At 61.5% G+C, this 15865-nt stretch carries 14 protein-coding genes and 2 pseudogenes; 11 read left to right on the top strand and 5 right to left on the bottom strand.

The features are described 5' to 3' along the window. Positions 1-163 precede the first annotated feature (163 nt). Both selD and mnmH read left to right on the top strand, forming a co-directional pair. Positions 164-1198, top strand: a complete 1035-nt coding sequence (selD, locus tag BLW24_RS02660) for a selenide, water dikinase SelD (protein ID WP_090376366.1) — start codon at positions 164-166, stop codon at positions 1196-1198. After that, positions 1198-2295 carry a tRNA 2-selenouridine(34) synthase MnmH gene (gene mnmH / locus BLW24_RS02655; RefSeq protein WP_090376364.1) on the top strand — a complete coding sequence of 366 codons (1098 nt, stop codon included), beginning with the start codon at positions 1198-1200 and terminating at the stop codon, positions 2293-2295. Before selD ends, mnmH begins: the two co-directional genes overlap by 1 nt. 102 nt (positions 2296-2397) lie before the next feature. Here mnmH and BLW24_RS02650 read toward each other — a convergent pair whose 3' ends face one another. Then, positions 2398-3018, bottom strand: a complete 621-nt coding sequence (locus BLW24_RS02650) for a glutathione S-transferase family protein (protein WP_090376362.1) — start codon at positions 3016-3018, stop codon at positions 2398-2400. 272 nt (positions 3019-3290) lie between these two features. On the opposite strand from BLW24_RS02650, the gene BLW24_RS02645 reads away from it, so the two are divergent. From BLW24_RS02645 to BLW24_RS02620, 5 genes and pseudogenes are all read left to right on the top strand, one after another. Then, positions 3291-3884: a TetR/AcrR family transcriptional regulator gene (locus BLW24_RS02645; protein WP_090376359.1), complete on the top strand. Its 594-nt coding sequence runs from the start codon at positions 3291-3293 to the stop codon at positions 3882-3884. A gap of 112 nt (positions 3885-3996) precedes the next feature. Continuing rightward, positions 3997-5031, top strand: coding sequence for an NADP-dependent oxidoreductase (locus BLW24_RS02640; RefSeq protein WP_090376356.1), 1035 nt, complete (start codon positions 3997-3999; stop codon positions 5029-5031). A gap of 462 nt (positions 5032-5493) precedes the next feature. Continuing rightward, a complete protein-coding gene (locus tag BLW24_RS02630) occupies positions 5494-5955 on the top strand; it encodes a (2Fe-2S)-binding protein (RefSeq protein ID WP_090376350.1) in 462 nt (153 codons plus the stop codon). A 1-nt stretch (position 5956) separates the two neighbouring features. Next, positions 5957-8154 (top strand): annotated as a pseudogene (locus tag BLW24_RS26940) (xanthine dehydrogenase family protein molybdopterin-binding subunit). Positions 8155-8164: 10 nt separating this feature from the next. After that, positions 8165-8524: pseudogene (locus BLW24_RS02620) on the top strand (c-type cytochrome); the annotation flags it as partial. Positions 8525-8665: 141 nt separating this feature from the next. Here the strand turns inward: BLW24_RS02620 and BLW24_RS02615 are convergent. Then, on the bottom strand, positions 8666-9646 hold the full coding sequence (locus tag BLW24_RS02615; RefSeq protein WP_090375775.1) for an IS5 family transposase: 981 nt from the start codon (positions 9644-9646) through the stop codon (positions 8666-8668). A gap of 158 nt (positions 9647-9804) precedes the next feature. Here BLW24_RS02615 and BLW24_RS02610 point away from each other — a divergent pair, with 158 nt between their 5' ends. The 4 genes from BLW24_RS02610 to BLW24_RS02595 are packed head-to-tail and all read left to right on the top strand — an operon-like array spanning position 9805 to position 13135. After that, positions 9805-10581 carry a cytochrome c gene (locus BLW24_RS02610; protein ID WP_244161068.1) on the top strand — a complete coding sequence of 259 codons (777 nt, stop codon included), beginning with the start codon at positions 9805-9807 and terminating at the stop codon, positions 10579-10581. A gap of 13 nt (positions 10582-10594) precedes the next feature. Further along, on the top strand, positions 10595-11803 hold the full coding sequence (locus BLW24_RS02605) for an XdhC family protein (protein WP_090376347.1): 1209 nt from the start codon (positions 10595-10597) through the stop codon (positions 11801-11803). A gap of 28 nt (positions 11804-11831) precedes the next feature. Further along, on the top strand, positions 11832-12170 hold the full coding sequence (locus BLW24_RS02600) for a putative quinol monooxygenase (protein WP_090376345.1): 339 nt from the start codon (positions 11832-11834) through the stop codon (positions 12168-12170). Then, a complete protein-coding gene (locus BLW24_RS02595; protein ID WP_090376342.1) occupies positions 12167-13135 on the top strand; it encodes a GTP 3',8-cyclase MoaA in 969 nt (322 codons plus the stop codon). Before BLW24_RS02600 ends, BLW24_RS02595 begins: the two co-directional genes overlap by 4 nt. Here the strand turns inward: BLW24_RS02595 and BLW24_RS02590 are convergent. The 3 genes from BLW24_RS02590 to BLW24_RS02580 form a co-directional block, all read right to left on the bottom strand. Further along, positions 13113-13712, bottom strand: a complete 600-nt coding sequence (locus BLW24_RS02590) for a nucleotidyltransferase family protein (RefSeq protein ID WP_090376339.1) — start codon at positions 13710-13712, stop codon at positions 13113-13115. The two genes, BLW24_RS02595 and BLW24_RS02590, sit on opposite strands and share 23 nt — an antisense overlap. A gap of 188 nt (positions 13713-13900) precedes the next feature. After that, a complete protein-coding gene (locus BLW24_RS02585; protein ID WP_090376336.1) occupies positions 13901-15025 on the bottom strand; it encodes an alkene reductase in 1125 nt (374 codons plus the stop codon). Between the two features lie 90 nt (positions 15026-15115). Then, positions 15116-15793, bottom strand: coding sequence for a type 1 glutamine amidotransferase domain-containing protein (locus BLW24_RS02580; RefSeq protein WP_090376333.1), 678 nt, complete (start codon positions 15791-15793; stop codon positions 15116-15118). Between the last annotated feature and the right edge of the window lie 72 nt (positions 15794-15865).

The raw sequence follows: 15865 nt of genomic DNA, 5'->3' as shown, positions 1-15865 counted from the left end.
TCTCCGGTTCAATAGCGGAAAAGGTTCGAAATGACAGGCCACGAGAACAAGTGGGCTGCGCGTAGTCAGGGTAGTCGACGTGGCGCGATTATATGGGGCGCCGTGTTAAAGGCCAGCTTTGCTAGAATCCGCGCCTGTTTCCGATTTGCCGAGAGCCTGACCGATGAGCGAGCCGATCCGTTTGACCCAGTACAGCCACGGTGCCGGCTGCGGCTGCAAGATTTCGCCCAAGGTGCTGGAGGTGATTCTCGCCGGCAGCGGCGCACAGAACCTTGACCCCAAGCTGTGGGTGGGCAATGCCTCGCGTGATGATGCGGCGGTGTATGCCCTGGACGACGAGCGCGGGGTGGTGTCGACCACCGACTTCTTTATGCCGATTGTCGATGATCCCTATGACTTCGGTCGCATCGCTGCCACCAACGCGATCAGCGATATCTACGCCATGGGCGGCGATCCGCTGATGGCCATCGCCATCCTCGGCTGGCCGGTCAACCTGCTGCCGCCGGAAGTGGCTCGTGAAGTGATTCGTGGCGGCCGCGCTGTGTGCGACGAGGCCGGCATCCCGCTGGCCGGCGGGCATTCCATCGACGCCCCGGAGCCGATCTTCGGCCTGGCCGTCACCGGCGTGGTCAACAAGCAGCACATGAAGCGCAACGACAGCGCCACAGCCGGCTGCAAGTTGTACCTGAGCAAGCCGTTGGGCATCGGCATCCTCACCACCGCCGAGAAGAAGGCCAAGCTGCGTCCCGAGGATGTCGGCCTGGCGCGCGACTGGATGTGCACCCTGAACAAACCCGGTTCGCGCTTCGGCAAGTTGGCCGGGGTTACGGCGATGACCGACGTCACCGGCTTCGGCCTACTCGGTCATTTGGTGGAGATGGCCGATGGTGCCAATCTCACTGCCCAGCTCGACTACGCCGCCGTGCCGCGCCTGCCGGGGGTCGACTACTACCTGGCCGAGGGCTGCGTGCCGGGCGGCACCCTACGCAACTTCGACAGCTACGGCGAGAAGATTGCGCCCATCAGCGACGCACAGCGTGACCTGCTGTGCGATCCGCAGACCAGCGGCGGCCTGCTGGTTGCGGTCACCCCTGAGGGCGAAGCAGAATTTCTCGCCGTGGCCGCCGAGCTGGGCCTGAACCTGGCACCCATCGGCCGTTTGGCCCCGCGACAGCGCTACGCGGTAGAGGTGCTCTGATGCGCGACAACACCGCCGACTACCGCGACATCTTCCTCAATGATCTGCCGATGATGGACGCCCGCGCGCCCGTCGAGTTCAGCAAGGGCGCCTTCCCCGGAGTGCTCAACCTGCCGCTGATGGATGACAGCGAGCGCCAGCGTGTCGGCACCTGCTACAAGCAGCATGGCCAGGACGCCGCCATCGCGCTCGGCCACCAACTGGTCAGCGGACAGGTCAAGGCCGAGCGGGTCGCGGCCTGGGCGGCGTTCGCCAAGGCCAATCCGCACGGCTATCTGTACTGCTTTCGCGGCGGTCTGCGTTCGCAGATCACTCAGCAATGGCTGGCCGAAGCCGGTATCGACTATCCTCGGGTAATCGGTGGCTACAAGGCGATGCGCACCTTTTTGCTGGAAACCACCCAGCAAGCCGTGGCCGAGTGCGATTTCGTTATCCTCGGCGGCCTGACCGGCACCGGCAAGACCGACGTGCTGGTGCAGCTGGATAACAGCTTGGATCTGGAAGGCCACGCCAACCACCGTGGCTCCAGCTTCGGCAAACGCGCCAGCGGCCAGCCGGCGCAGATCGACTTCGAAAACCGTTTGGCCATTGATCTGCTCAAGCAGCGCGCCCGTGGCACCGAGCAGTTTGTGCTGGAAGACGAAGGGCGCATGGTCGGCAGCTGCACCGTGCCGCTGGCGCTGTACCAGGGCATGCAGCAGTACCCGCTGGTGTGGTTGGAGGATGCCTTCGAGGATCGTGTCGAGCGCATTCTGCGCGATTACGTGGTCAATCTGTGCGCCGAATTTACTGCCTTGCACGGTGAGGAAGAGGGCTTTCGGCTCTACGCCGAACGTCTGCTGCAAAGTCTGAGCAATATCCAGAAGCGCCTGGGCGGTGAACGCTACCAGCGCTTGCTGGCCATCATGCAAGTGGCGCTGAACGAACAGCGCAGTGGCGCGGTTGAGCTGCATCGCGACTGGATCGCCGGGCTGCTGTGCGAGTATTACGACCCGATGTACGCCTATCAGCGCGACAGCAAGGCCGCGCGTATTGAGTTCGCCGGCGACCAGGCTGCGGTCATCGCCTACCTGAAGGCGCGTCAAGCAAAGGCCTAAGCCGTGTTAGTACCTGAGCCTAGGCGCTCGGCTCAGGTACTAACACGCAGAAGTGAACGCCTAACGCCAGCGCCGGCCGAGGCCGTCCTTACTTGGGGTGCTTCAGTTTTGCTCTTTTGCCAGGGCGCGCTGGTAGCTGCTGATGCTTTCCAGGTTACGGATATAGCGTTCGATGTGCGGGAAGGCCTGTGCGCCTTTTAGGTTATTCAGTGCCTCCTGCACGACGAAGCCCAGCATAAAGTCCGCGCCGGTCAGGCGCTCTTCTACCAGAAAGTTCCGACCTTCAAGGTGGTTGTTGATATGGGCAAACACCTTGTTGAATTCAGTCTCCGCGTAGGCGTTTAGAAACTTCAGGTCGGTGCCTGACTGGGTTTCATACTGATTAAATATTTTCAGTAGAAAAGGCAGCATGGCAGAGCTTTCTGCAAAGTGAATCCACGTCAGGTAATCAATGTATGCAGCTGAACCTTCAGCAGGTGCCAAGTGAGGCGCCAGGCGCTTAATCAGCACTTCCACCATCGCGCCAGACTCGGCAATAACCTGCCCGTCTAGTTCAATCACCGGCGATTTGCCGAGCGGATGGATGGCCTTTAGTGAAGCGGGGGCCAAGTGGGTTTTTGCATCGCGCGTGTACTTGATGAGCTCATAGGGCTCACCGATTTCCTCCAGTAGCCAGAGGATGCGAATTGAGCGTGAGGCATTCAGGTGGTGAAGTTTGATCATCGGTGTGGCTCCGTTTGGGGCGCATCGTGCATATGGCGCGCTGATGTGTGATTGGTAATTGGCGTGTTCTAGATGGATGCTACGCGCCCAGTAGTCAACTGGTCTACTATTGAAAGGGTATGCTCGAAGCGTAGCGCTTTTTTGCGGAGTAGCCTCTGCTGTCGGCGGGTTGCATTGCGGTTTGGCCTGGGTGGCCGAGGTGGAGTGTTGGTATAGTAGAGCGTTGATATTCAAAATAGACGACTGGTCTAATTTATTGGTAGCCTGCCCCGATGAAGCAAAACTACGATGACACGCGCCAGCATTTACTCGACACCGGCCACCGCATGATGGTGGTGAAGGGCTTCACAGGTGTGGGCCTTAACGAGATTTTGCAGGCCGCCAGCGTGCCGAAAGGCTCGTTCTACCATTACTTCAAATCCAAAGAGCAGTACGGCCAGTCCTTGCTCGAGGATTACTTTCGCACTTATCTGGCGAACATGGACGAGCGCTTCGCCGTCACGGGCAACACGGCCCGCGAACGGCTGATGGGCTATTGGCAGAAGTGGCTGGACAGCTACTGCGAGCCCTGCGATGAGCAGAAGTGCCTGGTGGTGAAGCTGAGCGCTGAGGTGGCGGATCTCTCTGAGTCCATGCGCCTCACGCTGCGCGATGGCGCCGATCAAATCATTGTGCGGATCGCTGACTGCATTGCGCAGGGCCAGCAAGACGGTTCCCTGCCGCCAGGCGATGCTTACCGCACGGCGACGGCCCTTTATCAGCTGTGGCTCGGCGCCAGCCTGCTGAGCAAGCTGCACCGTAATAGTCGGTCGCTGGAAAACGCCATGGACACGACCCAGACCATGTTGGCCTCTGACAACACCTAGTGGCGAGACTGCCCAACAGTTGGTGGGCTTTTTTTATCGGCTTAATAGCCGACTGGTCTAATTCATCTGCTCCGAGACAACCATTTCTTCAACATCAGCCAGGAGTTTGCATATGCCCCAGTCAAAGCAAATCAATCGACGCGTTGTTCTGGCCTCGCGCCCGCACGGTGCGCCTGTCGAGGCGAATTTCCGCATTGAGCAAAGCCCTATTCCTGAGCCTGCAGAAGGGCAGGTGCTGCTGCGTACCGTCTACCTGTCGCTCGACCCTTACATGCGCGGCCGCATGAGTGATGCGCCGTCCTATGCGCCGCCGGTGGAAATCGGCGGGGTGATGGTGGGTGGCACTGTATGCCGTGTGGAGGCTTCGAAAAACCCGGCCTACAAGGTCGGTGACTGGGTGCTGTCCTTTGCTGGCTGGCAGGACTATGCGTTGTCCGATGGCAGTGACCTGACCGCGCTGGGCGAGTCGCCGGCACAGCCCTCTTATGCCTTGGGCATCTTTGGTATGCCGGGCTTCACCGCGTATATGGGCTTGCTCGATATTGGCCGGCCGCAGGCGGGCGAAACACTGGTGGTGGCGGCTGCTACCGGGCCGGTCGGCGCGACTGTCGGGCAGATCGGCAAAATCAAGGGCTGCCATGTGGTCGGCGTCGCCGGCGGCGCGGAAAAGTGCCGGTATGCCGTCGAGGTGCTGGGCTTTGATGCCTGCCTCGATCACCGTGCGCCGGACTTCGCCGAGCAACTGGCCAAGGCCTGCCCGGCGGGTATCGATGTCTACTTCGAGAATGTCGGTGGCAAGGTCTTCGAGGCGGTGCTGCCGCTGCTCAATACCAAGGCGCGGGTGCCGGTCTGCGGCATCGTCGCGCACTACAACGACACCGCCTTACCCAGCGGGCCAGATCGCTTGCCGTCTTTGATGGGCGCCATTCTGCGTAAGCGCATTCATGTGCAGGGTTTTATTATTTTTGATGATCACGCGCACCGCTACGACGAATTCTTTAACGAGATGTCGAGCTGGTTTGCACAGGGTCAGATCAAGTATCGCGAGGAATTAGTGAGCGGCTTGGAAGAGGCGCCTATGGCCTTTATCGGGCTTCTCGAGGGCCGTAATTTTGGCAAGTTGGTGGTTCGCGTCGGTCACGACTGATTGTCTGGCGTTGGAATGACCATGGTTCGTGCTCTGCCAGCTCAAGCTCCTTGCTGGCAGGGTTTTTTTATTTAAAAGATCCAGGCCGCTAAGTTACAGGCAATGCCTGCAGAGATTTTTATGCATACACCCAGCAAGCGCTCGCATCAAATAAACGCCATGTTCTGGCGTGTAGTGGTGGGCTGTCTGGGGTTATACCCAACACTCTTATTGGTGCTGAGTGTGTTGGCCCCGCTGACCCGTGATTTGAGTTTTCCGCTAATGGTATTGGTGGAAGTGCTGGTATTGGTGCCTGTCACCCAGCTTATCTCCTTCCCACTGGCCGGGTGGCTGGTTGCCCGTTTAAGGCGGATTAATTCGTGAGGGCATGAAGCTGTTTTAGTCTGCGTCACGTAGCGCACCCACATGATCAAAGCGATAACCAAGGTTGTCGGCATTAACACTTTAGGCAGAGGAAATAACATGCAAACGTTAATCATCAACGGACAGTCGCAGCAGGTTGACGTTGCCCCCGATATGCCTCTGCTATGGGTCCTGCGCGATGTACTGGGCCTGACCGGAACCAAATATGGCTGTGGCATTGCCCAGTGCGGCGTGTGCACCGTGCACCTCGATGGCCAGCCGATACGTTCATGCGTGACGCCGATTTCCGCTGTAGCGGGGCGTTCGATCACCACCATTGAGGCCATCGGCGAGACGGCCGTGGGCCAAGCCGTGCAGCAGGCCTGGCTGGCGCATGAGGTGGTGCAATGCGGTTACTGCCAATCAGGGCAGATCATGGCCGCCACGGCGCTGCTGCAGAGCCAGCCGAAGCCTGACGACCAGGCGATTGATGCCGCCATGGCGGGCAATCTGTGCCGCTGCGCCACCTACACCCGGATTCGCACGGCCATTCACAGTGTTGGCCGTGTAGAGGAGGCGTGAGATGAAAAAGACTAACGAAATGACTGTTGATATGTCCCGTCGCCGCCTCTTGCAGGGCAGCGGTATCGCCCTCGGCGGCTTGGTGTTGAGTACCTGGCTACCGCCGTTGGTGTCTAAAAGCGCAGCCGCCGAGGCGGCGGCGACAGGTCGGCTTGGTGATCGCTCAGCTGAGGGTTACGGTGCCTTTGTGCGGGTGGGCCCCGATGGCGTGGTCACGGTGATCTCGCCGAAAATTGAAATGGGCCAGGGTGCGCAAACCGGTATTGCCATGATGGTCGCCGAGGAGCTGGAAGTGCCCCTGGATCAGGTGGTGATCCAGGAAGCGCCACCGAACTCGGCGCTGTATACCGACAGCCTGATGCAGTTTCAGGCCACCGGTGGTTCGACTTCTACTCGTGTTACCTGGGAGCCGCTGCGTCGGGCGGGCGCTACGGCGCGGATCCTGTTGATCCAGGCGGCTGCTCTGCAATGGCGCGTCGCGCCGAGCCTGTGCCATGCGCAGAACGGCCAGGTGTTTGGCCCCAATGGCCTGCAGGCGGGCTATGGCGACTTGGTCGAGGCGGCTGCGACGCTGCCATTGCCCGACGCAGTGCCACTGAAAACCCCCGAGCAGTTCAAGTTACTGGGCACCCCCGCGCAGCGCCTGGATACGCCCGCGAAGGTCAACGGCAAGGCGCGCTTTACCATCGACCTGCAAATCCCCGGCATGCTGGTGGCCTCCAGTATCACCTGTCCGGTGTATGGCGGGCTGCTGCTCAACGTTGATGATACTGCGGCGCGACGGGGGCCTGGGGTGCGCGACATCGTGCGCCTGGACAATGCCGTGGCCGTCACCGCGAGCAACTTCTGGGCCTGTCAGCAGGCCATCAGGGCGCTGAAAACGAGTGGGACCTCGGCCCACATGCCGCGATTGGTTCAGCGCAGTTGGACCAGGAGCTGCTCGCGGCCAGTAGCCGTGATGGCGTGGTCGCTAAGCGCACTGGCGACATTGAACAAGCCAAGCAGCAATCGGCCAGCCAGTACGAGGCGGTTTACGAGCAGGCGCTGTTGTCCCATTCACCGCTTGAGCCCATGAGCTGCGTGGCCCATGTGCGTAAAGATGCCTGCGAGCTGTGGGTCGGCACCCAAGTGCCGGTGTTCGCCCAGCAGACGGCGGCCCAAGTCACCGGGTTGCCCGTGGAAAAAATCCAGGTGCACAACCAGCTGGTCGGTGGCGCATTCGGTCGGCGTCTGGAGTTTGATTTCATCACCCAGGCGGTGGCCATCGCACGCCTGGTTGCTTACCCGATCAAGCTGATCTGGAGCCGTGAGGAGGACATGACCCACGACCTTTACCGGCCGCTTTACGCCGACCGTATGCAGGCCGCCCTCGACGAGCAGGGACGGCCGCTGGGTTGGGAGCACCGCATCGCCGGCGCCTCGATTCTCGCCCGTTATGTCGGCAGCTTGCCACCCAATGGCGTGGATGCCGATGCCGATGCCGTGGAAGTGGCGGTAGAGCCCATCTACAGCCTGGCGCATTTGCAGGTTCGTTATATCCGCCGGGAGCCGAGCGTTGTGCCCGTGTCCTGGTGGCGCGGCGTGGGCCCGCTGCGTGGCACCTATGCCCTGGAGTGTTTTATTGATGAGCTGGCGCACAACGCCAAGGCCGACCCGGTTGCCTACCGCATGGAGCTGATGGCGGAGCAGCCACGTGCCCAGGCGGTGCTGCGTTTGCTGGCCGAAAAGACTGACTGGAATAAGCCGTTGCCCGCAGGGCAGGGCCGTGGGGTGGCGGTCAGTGCGGTGTTCGGCAGCTATGTGGCGACCCTGGTTGAACTGGAGATGCAGGGCGACTTGGGCATACGCATCAAGCGCCTGGTCAGTGTGGTGGATTGCGGCTTTGCGACTAACCCGACCTCGGTTAAGGCGCAGATCGAGGGCGGCACGCTGTTCGGCCTGTCCGCCTCGCTGTTCAACGAAATCCTCATCGAAAACGGCCAGGTGCAGCAGACCAACTTCCACAACTATAGGCAGCTGCGTATCAGCGAAGCGCCGGCGGTGGAGGTGCACCTGCTGCCGAGTCTGGAAGCGCCGGGTGGCGTTGGCGAGGCCGGTACTGCGTTGATCGGTCCGGCCCTGGTCAACGCCCTGTTCGCCGCATCGGGCCAGCGCATTCGTCGCTTGCCGCTGAGCCGTTTCGGCTACTACCCGGTTTAAGGAGCACCTGATGAAATTAATAAGCAACCTACTGCTGCTCGCCAGTGCTGCTCTGCTGGCGCAAGCGGCCTATGCTCAGGACTACTCGCTGGCTAAGGGCGAATACCTCACGCGCGCCGCCAACTGCGTGGCTTGCCATACCGTGTCCGGCGGTCAACCCTTCGCCGGTGGTGTTGAGTTCAAGCTGCCGTTCGGCTCGCTGTTTTCGCCCAACATTACCCCTGACACGCAAACCGGCATCGGTGCGTGGACCGATGACGAGTTCGTCAGTGCGCTGCAGGCCGGTGTGGGCCGTGATGGCAAGCACTACTACCCGGCGTTTCCCTATACCTCCTACAGCAAGATGTCGCGCGATGACATTCTAGGGATGGTCTGAAGTAGCCCTGTATTTCCGGTCAACTTCAGCCTCCGCTGATTTTGAAAGCGGAAAACTGATCAAAAACGATCAAGTCATCCGCTCATTTCGGTGTTTCTGGCCGCCGCGAGCACCTCGCAGCGGTCATTTCCCACATTACAGGCGCACCTCTCCTGCATTCGTCAGCAAATGTCGACGGGCCATCCACAGGTTCGACAGGGCGAACAGCGTTACCAGTTGTGCGGTGTTTTTGGCCAGGCCACGGAAACGCGTCTTCACATAACCGAACTGACGCTTGATCACCCGGAACGGGTGCTCGACCTTGGCGCGAACTTGCGCCTTGGCCTTCTCGATCTTGCGCTTGGCTTTGTACAGCGCGCTGCGCTTACTCAACGTGTTGTACGTACTGCGGCGGGCTGCGATCTGCCAGATCACTTCACGGCCTTCATGTTCTGGCCGCTTCTCTACGCCGGTGTAACCCGCGTCGGCACCCACCATGTTTTCTTTGCCGTGTAGCAGCTTGTCGACCTGAGTAACGTCTGCAACATTGGCTGCCGTGCCGACCACGCTATGCACTAAACCCGACTCGTCATCGACGCCGATGTGCGCCTTCATGCCGAAGTAATACTGGTTTCCCTTCTTGGTCTGGTGCATTTCCGGGTCACGCTTACCGTCCTTGTTCTTGGTCGAACTCGGCGCATTGATCAGCGTGGCATCGACGATGGTGCCTTGGCGCAATGACAAACCGCGGTCACCCAAATAGCCATTGATGACGGCCAAGATGCCCGCAGCCAGTTCGTGTTTCTCCAGCAATCGGCGGAAGTTGAGGATGGTGGTTTCGTCGGGAATGCGCTCCAGGCTCAGACCCGCAAACTGGCGCAGGATGGTGGTCTCGTACAGAGCCTCCTCCATCGCCGGGTCGCTGTAGCCGAACCAGTTCTGCATCAAATGAACCCGTAACATCGCCATCAGCGGATAGGCTGGACGTCCGCCTTCACCCTTGGGGTAATGCGGTTCGATCAAGGCAATCAAACCCTTCCACGGCACAACCTGATCCATCTCGATCAGGAACAGCTCTTTGCGGGTTTGCTTGCGCTTGCCGGCGTACTCGGCGTCGGCGAAGGTCATCTGCTTCATCGGAAAACTCGGCGGGTGGAGTTCAGGTATTTTGCCAAATTCAGGAAGTCTTCTTCAGGGTTTCCCTAGCGATCAAGGGTTACCTCGACAGCCTGGAGCCAGTCGAGCAAGCACCGCGCGAAAACCAAATCGGCTTCCCGTTTAATCAGCGCTGGGGCATGGTTCTCTGGAATCTGCTGTTCCTTAACGATGAGCCATTTCAGGCGGACAGCCAGCGCTCTGCGGAGTGGAATCGCGGCAAATACCTCGTCGAAGGGCCGGGTCACTGCGGCGAATGCCACTCACCGCGCAACCTGTTTCAGGCAGTCAGCAGCGACCGCTCGCTGGCCGGTAACCTGCTTCAGGGTTGGAACGCCTACAACATCAGTGCCGACCCCGTGCACGGCATTGGTGCCTGGCCCACGGACGTGCTTGCCGGCTATTTGAAGGATGGCGCAGCGCCAGGCCTGGGTTTGTCTTCGGGGCCCATGGCAGAGGTGGTGGAAAACAGCTTGCGCCACCTGACCGACGCTGACCGTCAGGCGATTGCGGTGTTCCTCAAGGACTCGCCGCCGCGCAGTGAAGGCGTGCCTCGCCCGCAGCAGGTCACGCTTGCTGAGCCGGGCAGCGGCAATGCACTCGGCAACAAGCTGTTCGCCGAAGCCTGCGCCAGTTGCCACCGCTGGGACGGCACGGGCAACCAGAGCCAGACGGCCATGCTGCTGGGCTTGAAGACGGTCAACGACCCGGCCGCCAGCAACTTGCTCGGCATCTTGTTGAGTGGGCACGGTGCTGCCGACGCCCCTGTGGATCGGCTTATGCCGTCGTTCGGTACCATTTACAACGACCAAGAGCTGGCCGCGCTGAGCAGCTTTATGTTGCAGCGCTTTGGCGACAGTGGTGCGCAGGTATCGGTGCCAGCTGTGGCTAAGCGCCGGACCGAGTCCCTGCATTGAGCGGAGGTGCCGCATGTCGGGCCTGAACACATTGCTGGATGCGCTCCTGGCCGAGCGCGAGGCTGGCCGCGAAGCGGTGCTTGCGACTGTGGTCAAGGTCGAGGGCTCTGCGTATCGGCGGCCCGGTGCGCGCATGCTGGTGTCGCGCTTCGGCCGGCCCGAGGGCACCATCAGTGGTGGCTGCCTGGAGGCGGAAGTGGCGAAAAAGGCCTGGTGGCTGACCGAAGCCGGGCCGGCGCTGCGCAGCTACAGCACCGCAGAGGCGGATGACGCCAGCGAGGAAGCGCTGAGCTTCGGCCTGGGCTGTAACGGCAAGGTTCACGTGCTGTTCGAGCGCCTGCCGGCCGGCCCTTGCGCCTTGGTCGATGCTTTGCTCAGCGTGCGCGACCGCCAGCAGCCTGCGGCCATCGCCACGGTAATCGCCAGCTCGGGCGCGGCTGCGCCACGCTTAGGCGAGCGTTTGTGCTTGATGCCTGGGCAGGAGGCCGCGGGCGAGTTGCTGCGCTCGGTGCTGGTTGAGCAAATCAGCGCCGACCTGCAGAAGACCTTGCTGCGCGGCAAGTCATCCCGTGGTCTCTACCCGAATGGTCTCGGCGAAGTGGAAGTGCTTCTGGAGTACCTGCCGCCGGTGCGGCGTCTGGTGATCTTCGGCGCGGGCCATGATGCCCAGCCGCTGGTGCGCATGGCCAAGCTGTTGGGTTGGCATGTGACGGTGATCGACGGCCGGGCGCACTTTGCCCGAGCCGAGCGCTTTGCCGAGGCTGACCAGATACTGGTCGGCGACGTCGAGCAGCCTTTCGCTTACCACGAGCTGGTGCGCGGGGCTGCGGTAGCGGTGATGACCCACAGCCTGGTGCAAGACGCGCATTGGCTACAGGGCGTGTTGCACAGTGAACCCTGCTATGTCGGCCAGCTAGGCCCGCGTGAGCGTACCGAGCGCTTGTTGGCCGGCATCCACGAACAATTGGCTAAACCGCAGGACGAGCTGCCGGGGCTGGCATGTTTGCATTATCCGATCGGCCTGGACCTGGGCGGCGACACCCCGGAAAGCGTGGCCATGGCGGTGCTGGCGGAAATTCAGGCAGTGCTCAACGGCCGCCATGGCGGCAGCCTGCGTTTGCGCGCCGCGAGCATCCATGACAGCGACCCTGTGCTGATCGCTGGCCAGGCCGCAACCGCTGTTACTACAGAAGCTTTTCGGCAGTTCGCCGTGCAGCGCTGACGACTGATCAACCGAGGAACCCATCCGCATGAATCAAGCCATACGCGTTGTCGCGGTACTGACCGCCAAAGCCGGCAAAGAGCAGCAGGTCGAGCAGATTCTGCGAGCTTGCGTGCAGCCCTCGCGCGGCGAAGACGGTTGCCTGGCTTACGTCCTGAATCGCTGTATTGAGCAGGCTGGGCGGTTTGTCTTCGTCGAGCGCTGGGCCAGCCACGAGGCGATAGCGCTTCATCGGCAGATGCCGCATTACACGGCCATGGCCAATGCCCTTGGCGAGCTGCTGAGCGATCGTCAGGTTTATGTGCTTGAAGCGCTGGCGGAGGACATCGAAGCCACCACTGATGCCCACGCGGGCGTTGTCGGGTGATCGTCGATCGACATGGTCGACGTTTTCGCAAACTGCGCCTGAGCCTCACCGCGGCCTGCAATTACGCCTGCACCTACTGTGTGGCCGATGGCCGTCGCTTGGTGGCCGCACGCGATGAGCTGACGTCCGCGTCGATGCTGCGTGCCGTCGAGTTGCTCAGGGATGTTGCCGGGGTTGAGGAACTGCGCATTACCGGCGGCGAGCCGCTGCTGAGTGACCGGCTGGAGCCCTTTCTGCAGGGCATAGGTAAGCTGGCGTTGCAGGACATTAGCCTGACCACCAATGGCCAGTTGCTGGCCGGCAAACTGCCGTTATTGCGCAGCGCCGGCATCCAGCGGCTCAATGTGTCCCTTGATACGCTCGACCCGAGTGCCTTCCGCACGATCGCCAAGGGCGGCGACCTGCAGACGGTGCTCAGCGCCATCGAGCAGGCGCGCCGAGCCGGCATGAGCATCAAGATCAACATGGTGCCGATGCGTGGTAGCAACCTCGATCAAGTTTTGCCCATGTTGGCGTTCTGCCTTCAGCAGGGCTACGAATTGCGCTTTATCGAACTTATGCGCATGGGCCATCTGGCCCAGAATGCAGAGGCTTTTCGTACCCAGTTCGTCGGCCAGCGCGAGCTGCTGGAGCTTATCGGCCAGCGCTATGCCTTCACCCAGGCTGAGGCGCCGGTAGACTCCACCGCGCTGCGTTATAGCGTTGGCGAGCGCGGGGCGTTCGGCATCATTGCCAACGAAAGCGCGCCCTTTTGCCGGAGTTGCAGCCGTCTGCGCCTGTCGTCTACGGGCTGGTTATATGGATGCCTGTCATCCAATCGCGGGCACTTTATGGGCGCGCTGTTGGATCTGCCGACTGAGCAGGTGCAGCCGCAGCTGACCGGGTTGCTCGGCCGTGCGCTTGCGGACAAGCAGGACGCTACGTTTACCGGCAGCGCCCTGATTATGAAGTCGGTGGGTGGCTGAGGTCGGCCGGCCTGTCGACGTCCCGCAGAATGCCGTGGTCATCGAGCGTCACGGCAATCACCTGTTGCGCATGGCTGGCGATCAAGCCCTTGGCCCCATTCTCGCCCTGCAGTTGCATCAGCTCCGGCCAGAAGCACCGGCCGAACAGCACCTGGTGGCCGCGCTGGCCCTCGCAGTAAGCCACGACGATATGGTCAGCGTGGGCCTGCGCTCGCAGTTGCCGCAGGGTGGCGACAGAAATCCACGGCATATCTCCAAGCAGCACCGCCACCGCAGTGGCCTGCGAGTGTGCCAGGCTCTGGATGCCGGCAGCCAGGCTTGAGCCCATGCCCTGTTTGGCGTGGGCCGCACGTACCAGCTGAACGCCGGGTGGAATAGCCAGGGCCTGGGCATCGTCCTCGGCTTTTAGCACGACGCGAACATCGCTGAAGGCTTCTTGCGCACGCAGCACTGTCGCGCGCAGCAAGCTGTTGCCGTCTGCCAGCTGGGCGCGGCGTTTGTCGCTGCCGAAGCGTTGCCCGTAGCCGGCGGCCAGTACCAGGCCAATACAGTCCGGGTTGCTCTGCAGTTCTGTCATGTTGAGAAGTCCTTAATGCTCTGCCGGGTTATTGCTCTGCGCAGCGCTTGAGTGTGGACGTGTAGGCGGGGGCTTGGGTAACGATCAGGCGTATCGCCGCGAGAAGGGTGCAATTATCCAGATGCTGCATGACGGCGTCATCAGAAGACGGCCGTCAGGGTTAAACCGTGACGGCCGCTGTGGCGGGTTTATTCGGTGTAGGTGGGGTAGTCGCTATAACCCTTCTCCGTGCCGCCGTACATGCTGCTTGGGTCGACCGGGTTGAGCGGCCAACCATTGGCAATGCGTTGCGGCAAATCCGGGTTGGCAATGAACGGACGGCCAAAAGCGATCATGTCACCCAAGCCTGCCTCCAGGGTTTGCGCCCCGCGTTGTGCGGTGTAGCGGCCGGCGTAGATGATGCGGCCGCTAAAGGCCTGGCGAACCTCGCGGCGGAAGTCTTCGGGAAGGTCCGGGGCGTTGTCCCAGTCGGCCTCGGCGATCGACAGGTAGGCGATACCCGCTTCTTCGAGCACCTTGATGGCCTCGATGTAGGTGCTGTGCGGATCCTCTTCAACCAGGCCCAAATAGACCCGGTCCTCGGCCGTGCTTTCAAACAACGGCGCGAAGCGCACGCCCAAACGGTCGGCACCGACAACCTCGGCTACGGCCTGGACAATCTCGCGCAGGAAGCGCAAACGGTTGTGCAGCGAACCGCCATATTCATCGTCGCGCTGGTTGCTATGCGCAGAGATGAACTGATTGACCAAATAGCCGTTGGCGCAGTGGATTTCCACGCCATCAAAGCCCGCACTCAGTGCGTTACGCGCGGCCTGCGCGTACAGCTGCACCAGTTCTTTGACTTCGACATTGCTCAGGGCACGGGGCGCTGAAGGTTCGGCCAAGGCGCCGGTACCTGGGCCTGTTTCGATGAACACCTTTACGTTGGTTGCGGCAATAGCCGAAGGCGCTACCGGCTCTGCGCCATCGGGCTGTAGCGAGGTGTGCGAAACCCGACCGACGTGCCAGAGCTGGGCGAAAATGATGCTGCCGGCGGCATGCACGGCATCGGTGACGTTGCGCCAACCGTCGATTTGCGCCTGGCTGTGAATGCCCGGCGTCCAGGCATAGCCCTGGCCGCGGGGTTCGATCTGCGTGCCTTCGGTGACCATAAAGCCTGCGCCGGCACGTTGCCGGTAATAGGTGGCCATCAGCGGGTTGGCGATGTTTCCCGGCTGGGTGCTGCGCGAGCGCGTCAGGGGCGGCAGGACGATGCGGTTGTTGAGCACGTAAGGGCCGAGTTGTACCGACTGAAAAAAACGACTTGTATCCATTTTTGCTCTCCTGGTGATACCCACGGCCACCTAGCGGCCACGGGCAAAAAGTGCACCTCTGCCGACGTCGGCAGAGGCGTGACGCCGGCCTTAGGCCAGCAGTTTTAGCAGCGCGTGGGCGGTAGCTTCGGAGGAGGCCGGGTTCTGGCCCGTGATCAGCAACCCGTCGGTGACGACATGCACCTGCCAGTCGGCGGTCCTGCTGTAGTGGCCGCCCTGGGCCATGAGCATGTCCTCGACCAGGAACGGCACCACCTGAGTCAGGCCCACAGCCTCTTCCTCGCTGTTGCTGAAGCCGGTGACCGCTTTGCCAGCGACCAATGGCTGGCCATCGCTGCCCTTGACGTGGCGCAGCACCGCAGGCGCATGGCACACCGCCGCGACCGGCTTGCCAGCGGCGATGGCGTGCTCGAGCAAGGCGATGGATGCGGCATCTTCGGCCAGGTCCCACAGCGGGCCATGGCCGCCGGGGTAGAACACGGCATCAAACTCGGCGCTATTTATGTCGCTCAGCTTTAGCGTATTGGCCAGCGCGTGCGTGGCAACTGAATCGGCCTCGAAACGGCGGGTGGCGTCGGTCTGGAAGTCAGGCTCGTTGCTCTTTGGGTCAAGCGGTGGCTGGCCGCCGTTGGGCGATGCCAGGGTCAGTTGCGCGCCGGCGTCGAGAAAGGCGTAGTAAGGCGCGGCGAGCTCTTCGAGCCAGAAACCGGTCTTCTCACCCGTGTCGCCAAGTTGCTCGTGGGAAGTCAGAACGAGGAGGATTTTCATGTGGTTTACCTTGCGGTTAAAAGTGCTGGTGGCTGTTTGTTCATGTGCCGCTAGCGTGGGTGTGTAGCGCTA

The sequence above is a fragment of the Pseudomonas anguilliseptica genome (genome assembly GCF_900105355.1).
Taxonomy (GTDB): Bacteria; Pseudomonadota; Gammaproteobacteria; order Pseudomonadales; family Pseudomonadaceae; genus Aquipseudomonas; species Aquipseudomonas anguilliseptica.
Note: the sequence above shows the minus strand (reverse complement) of the source record. Positions and strands in the feature narration are given on the sequence as shown.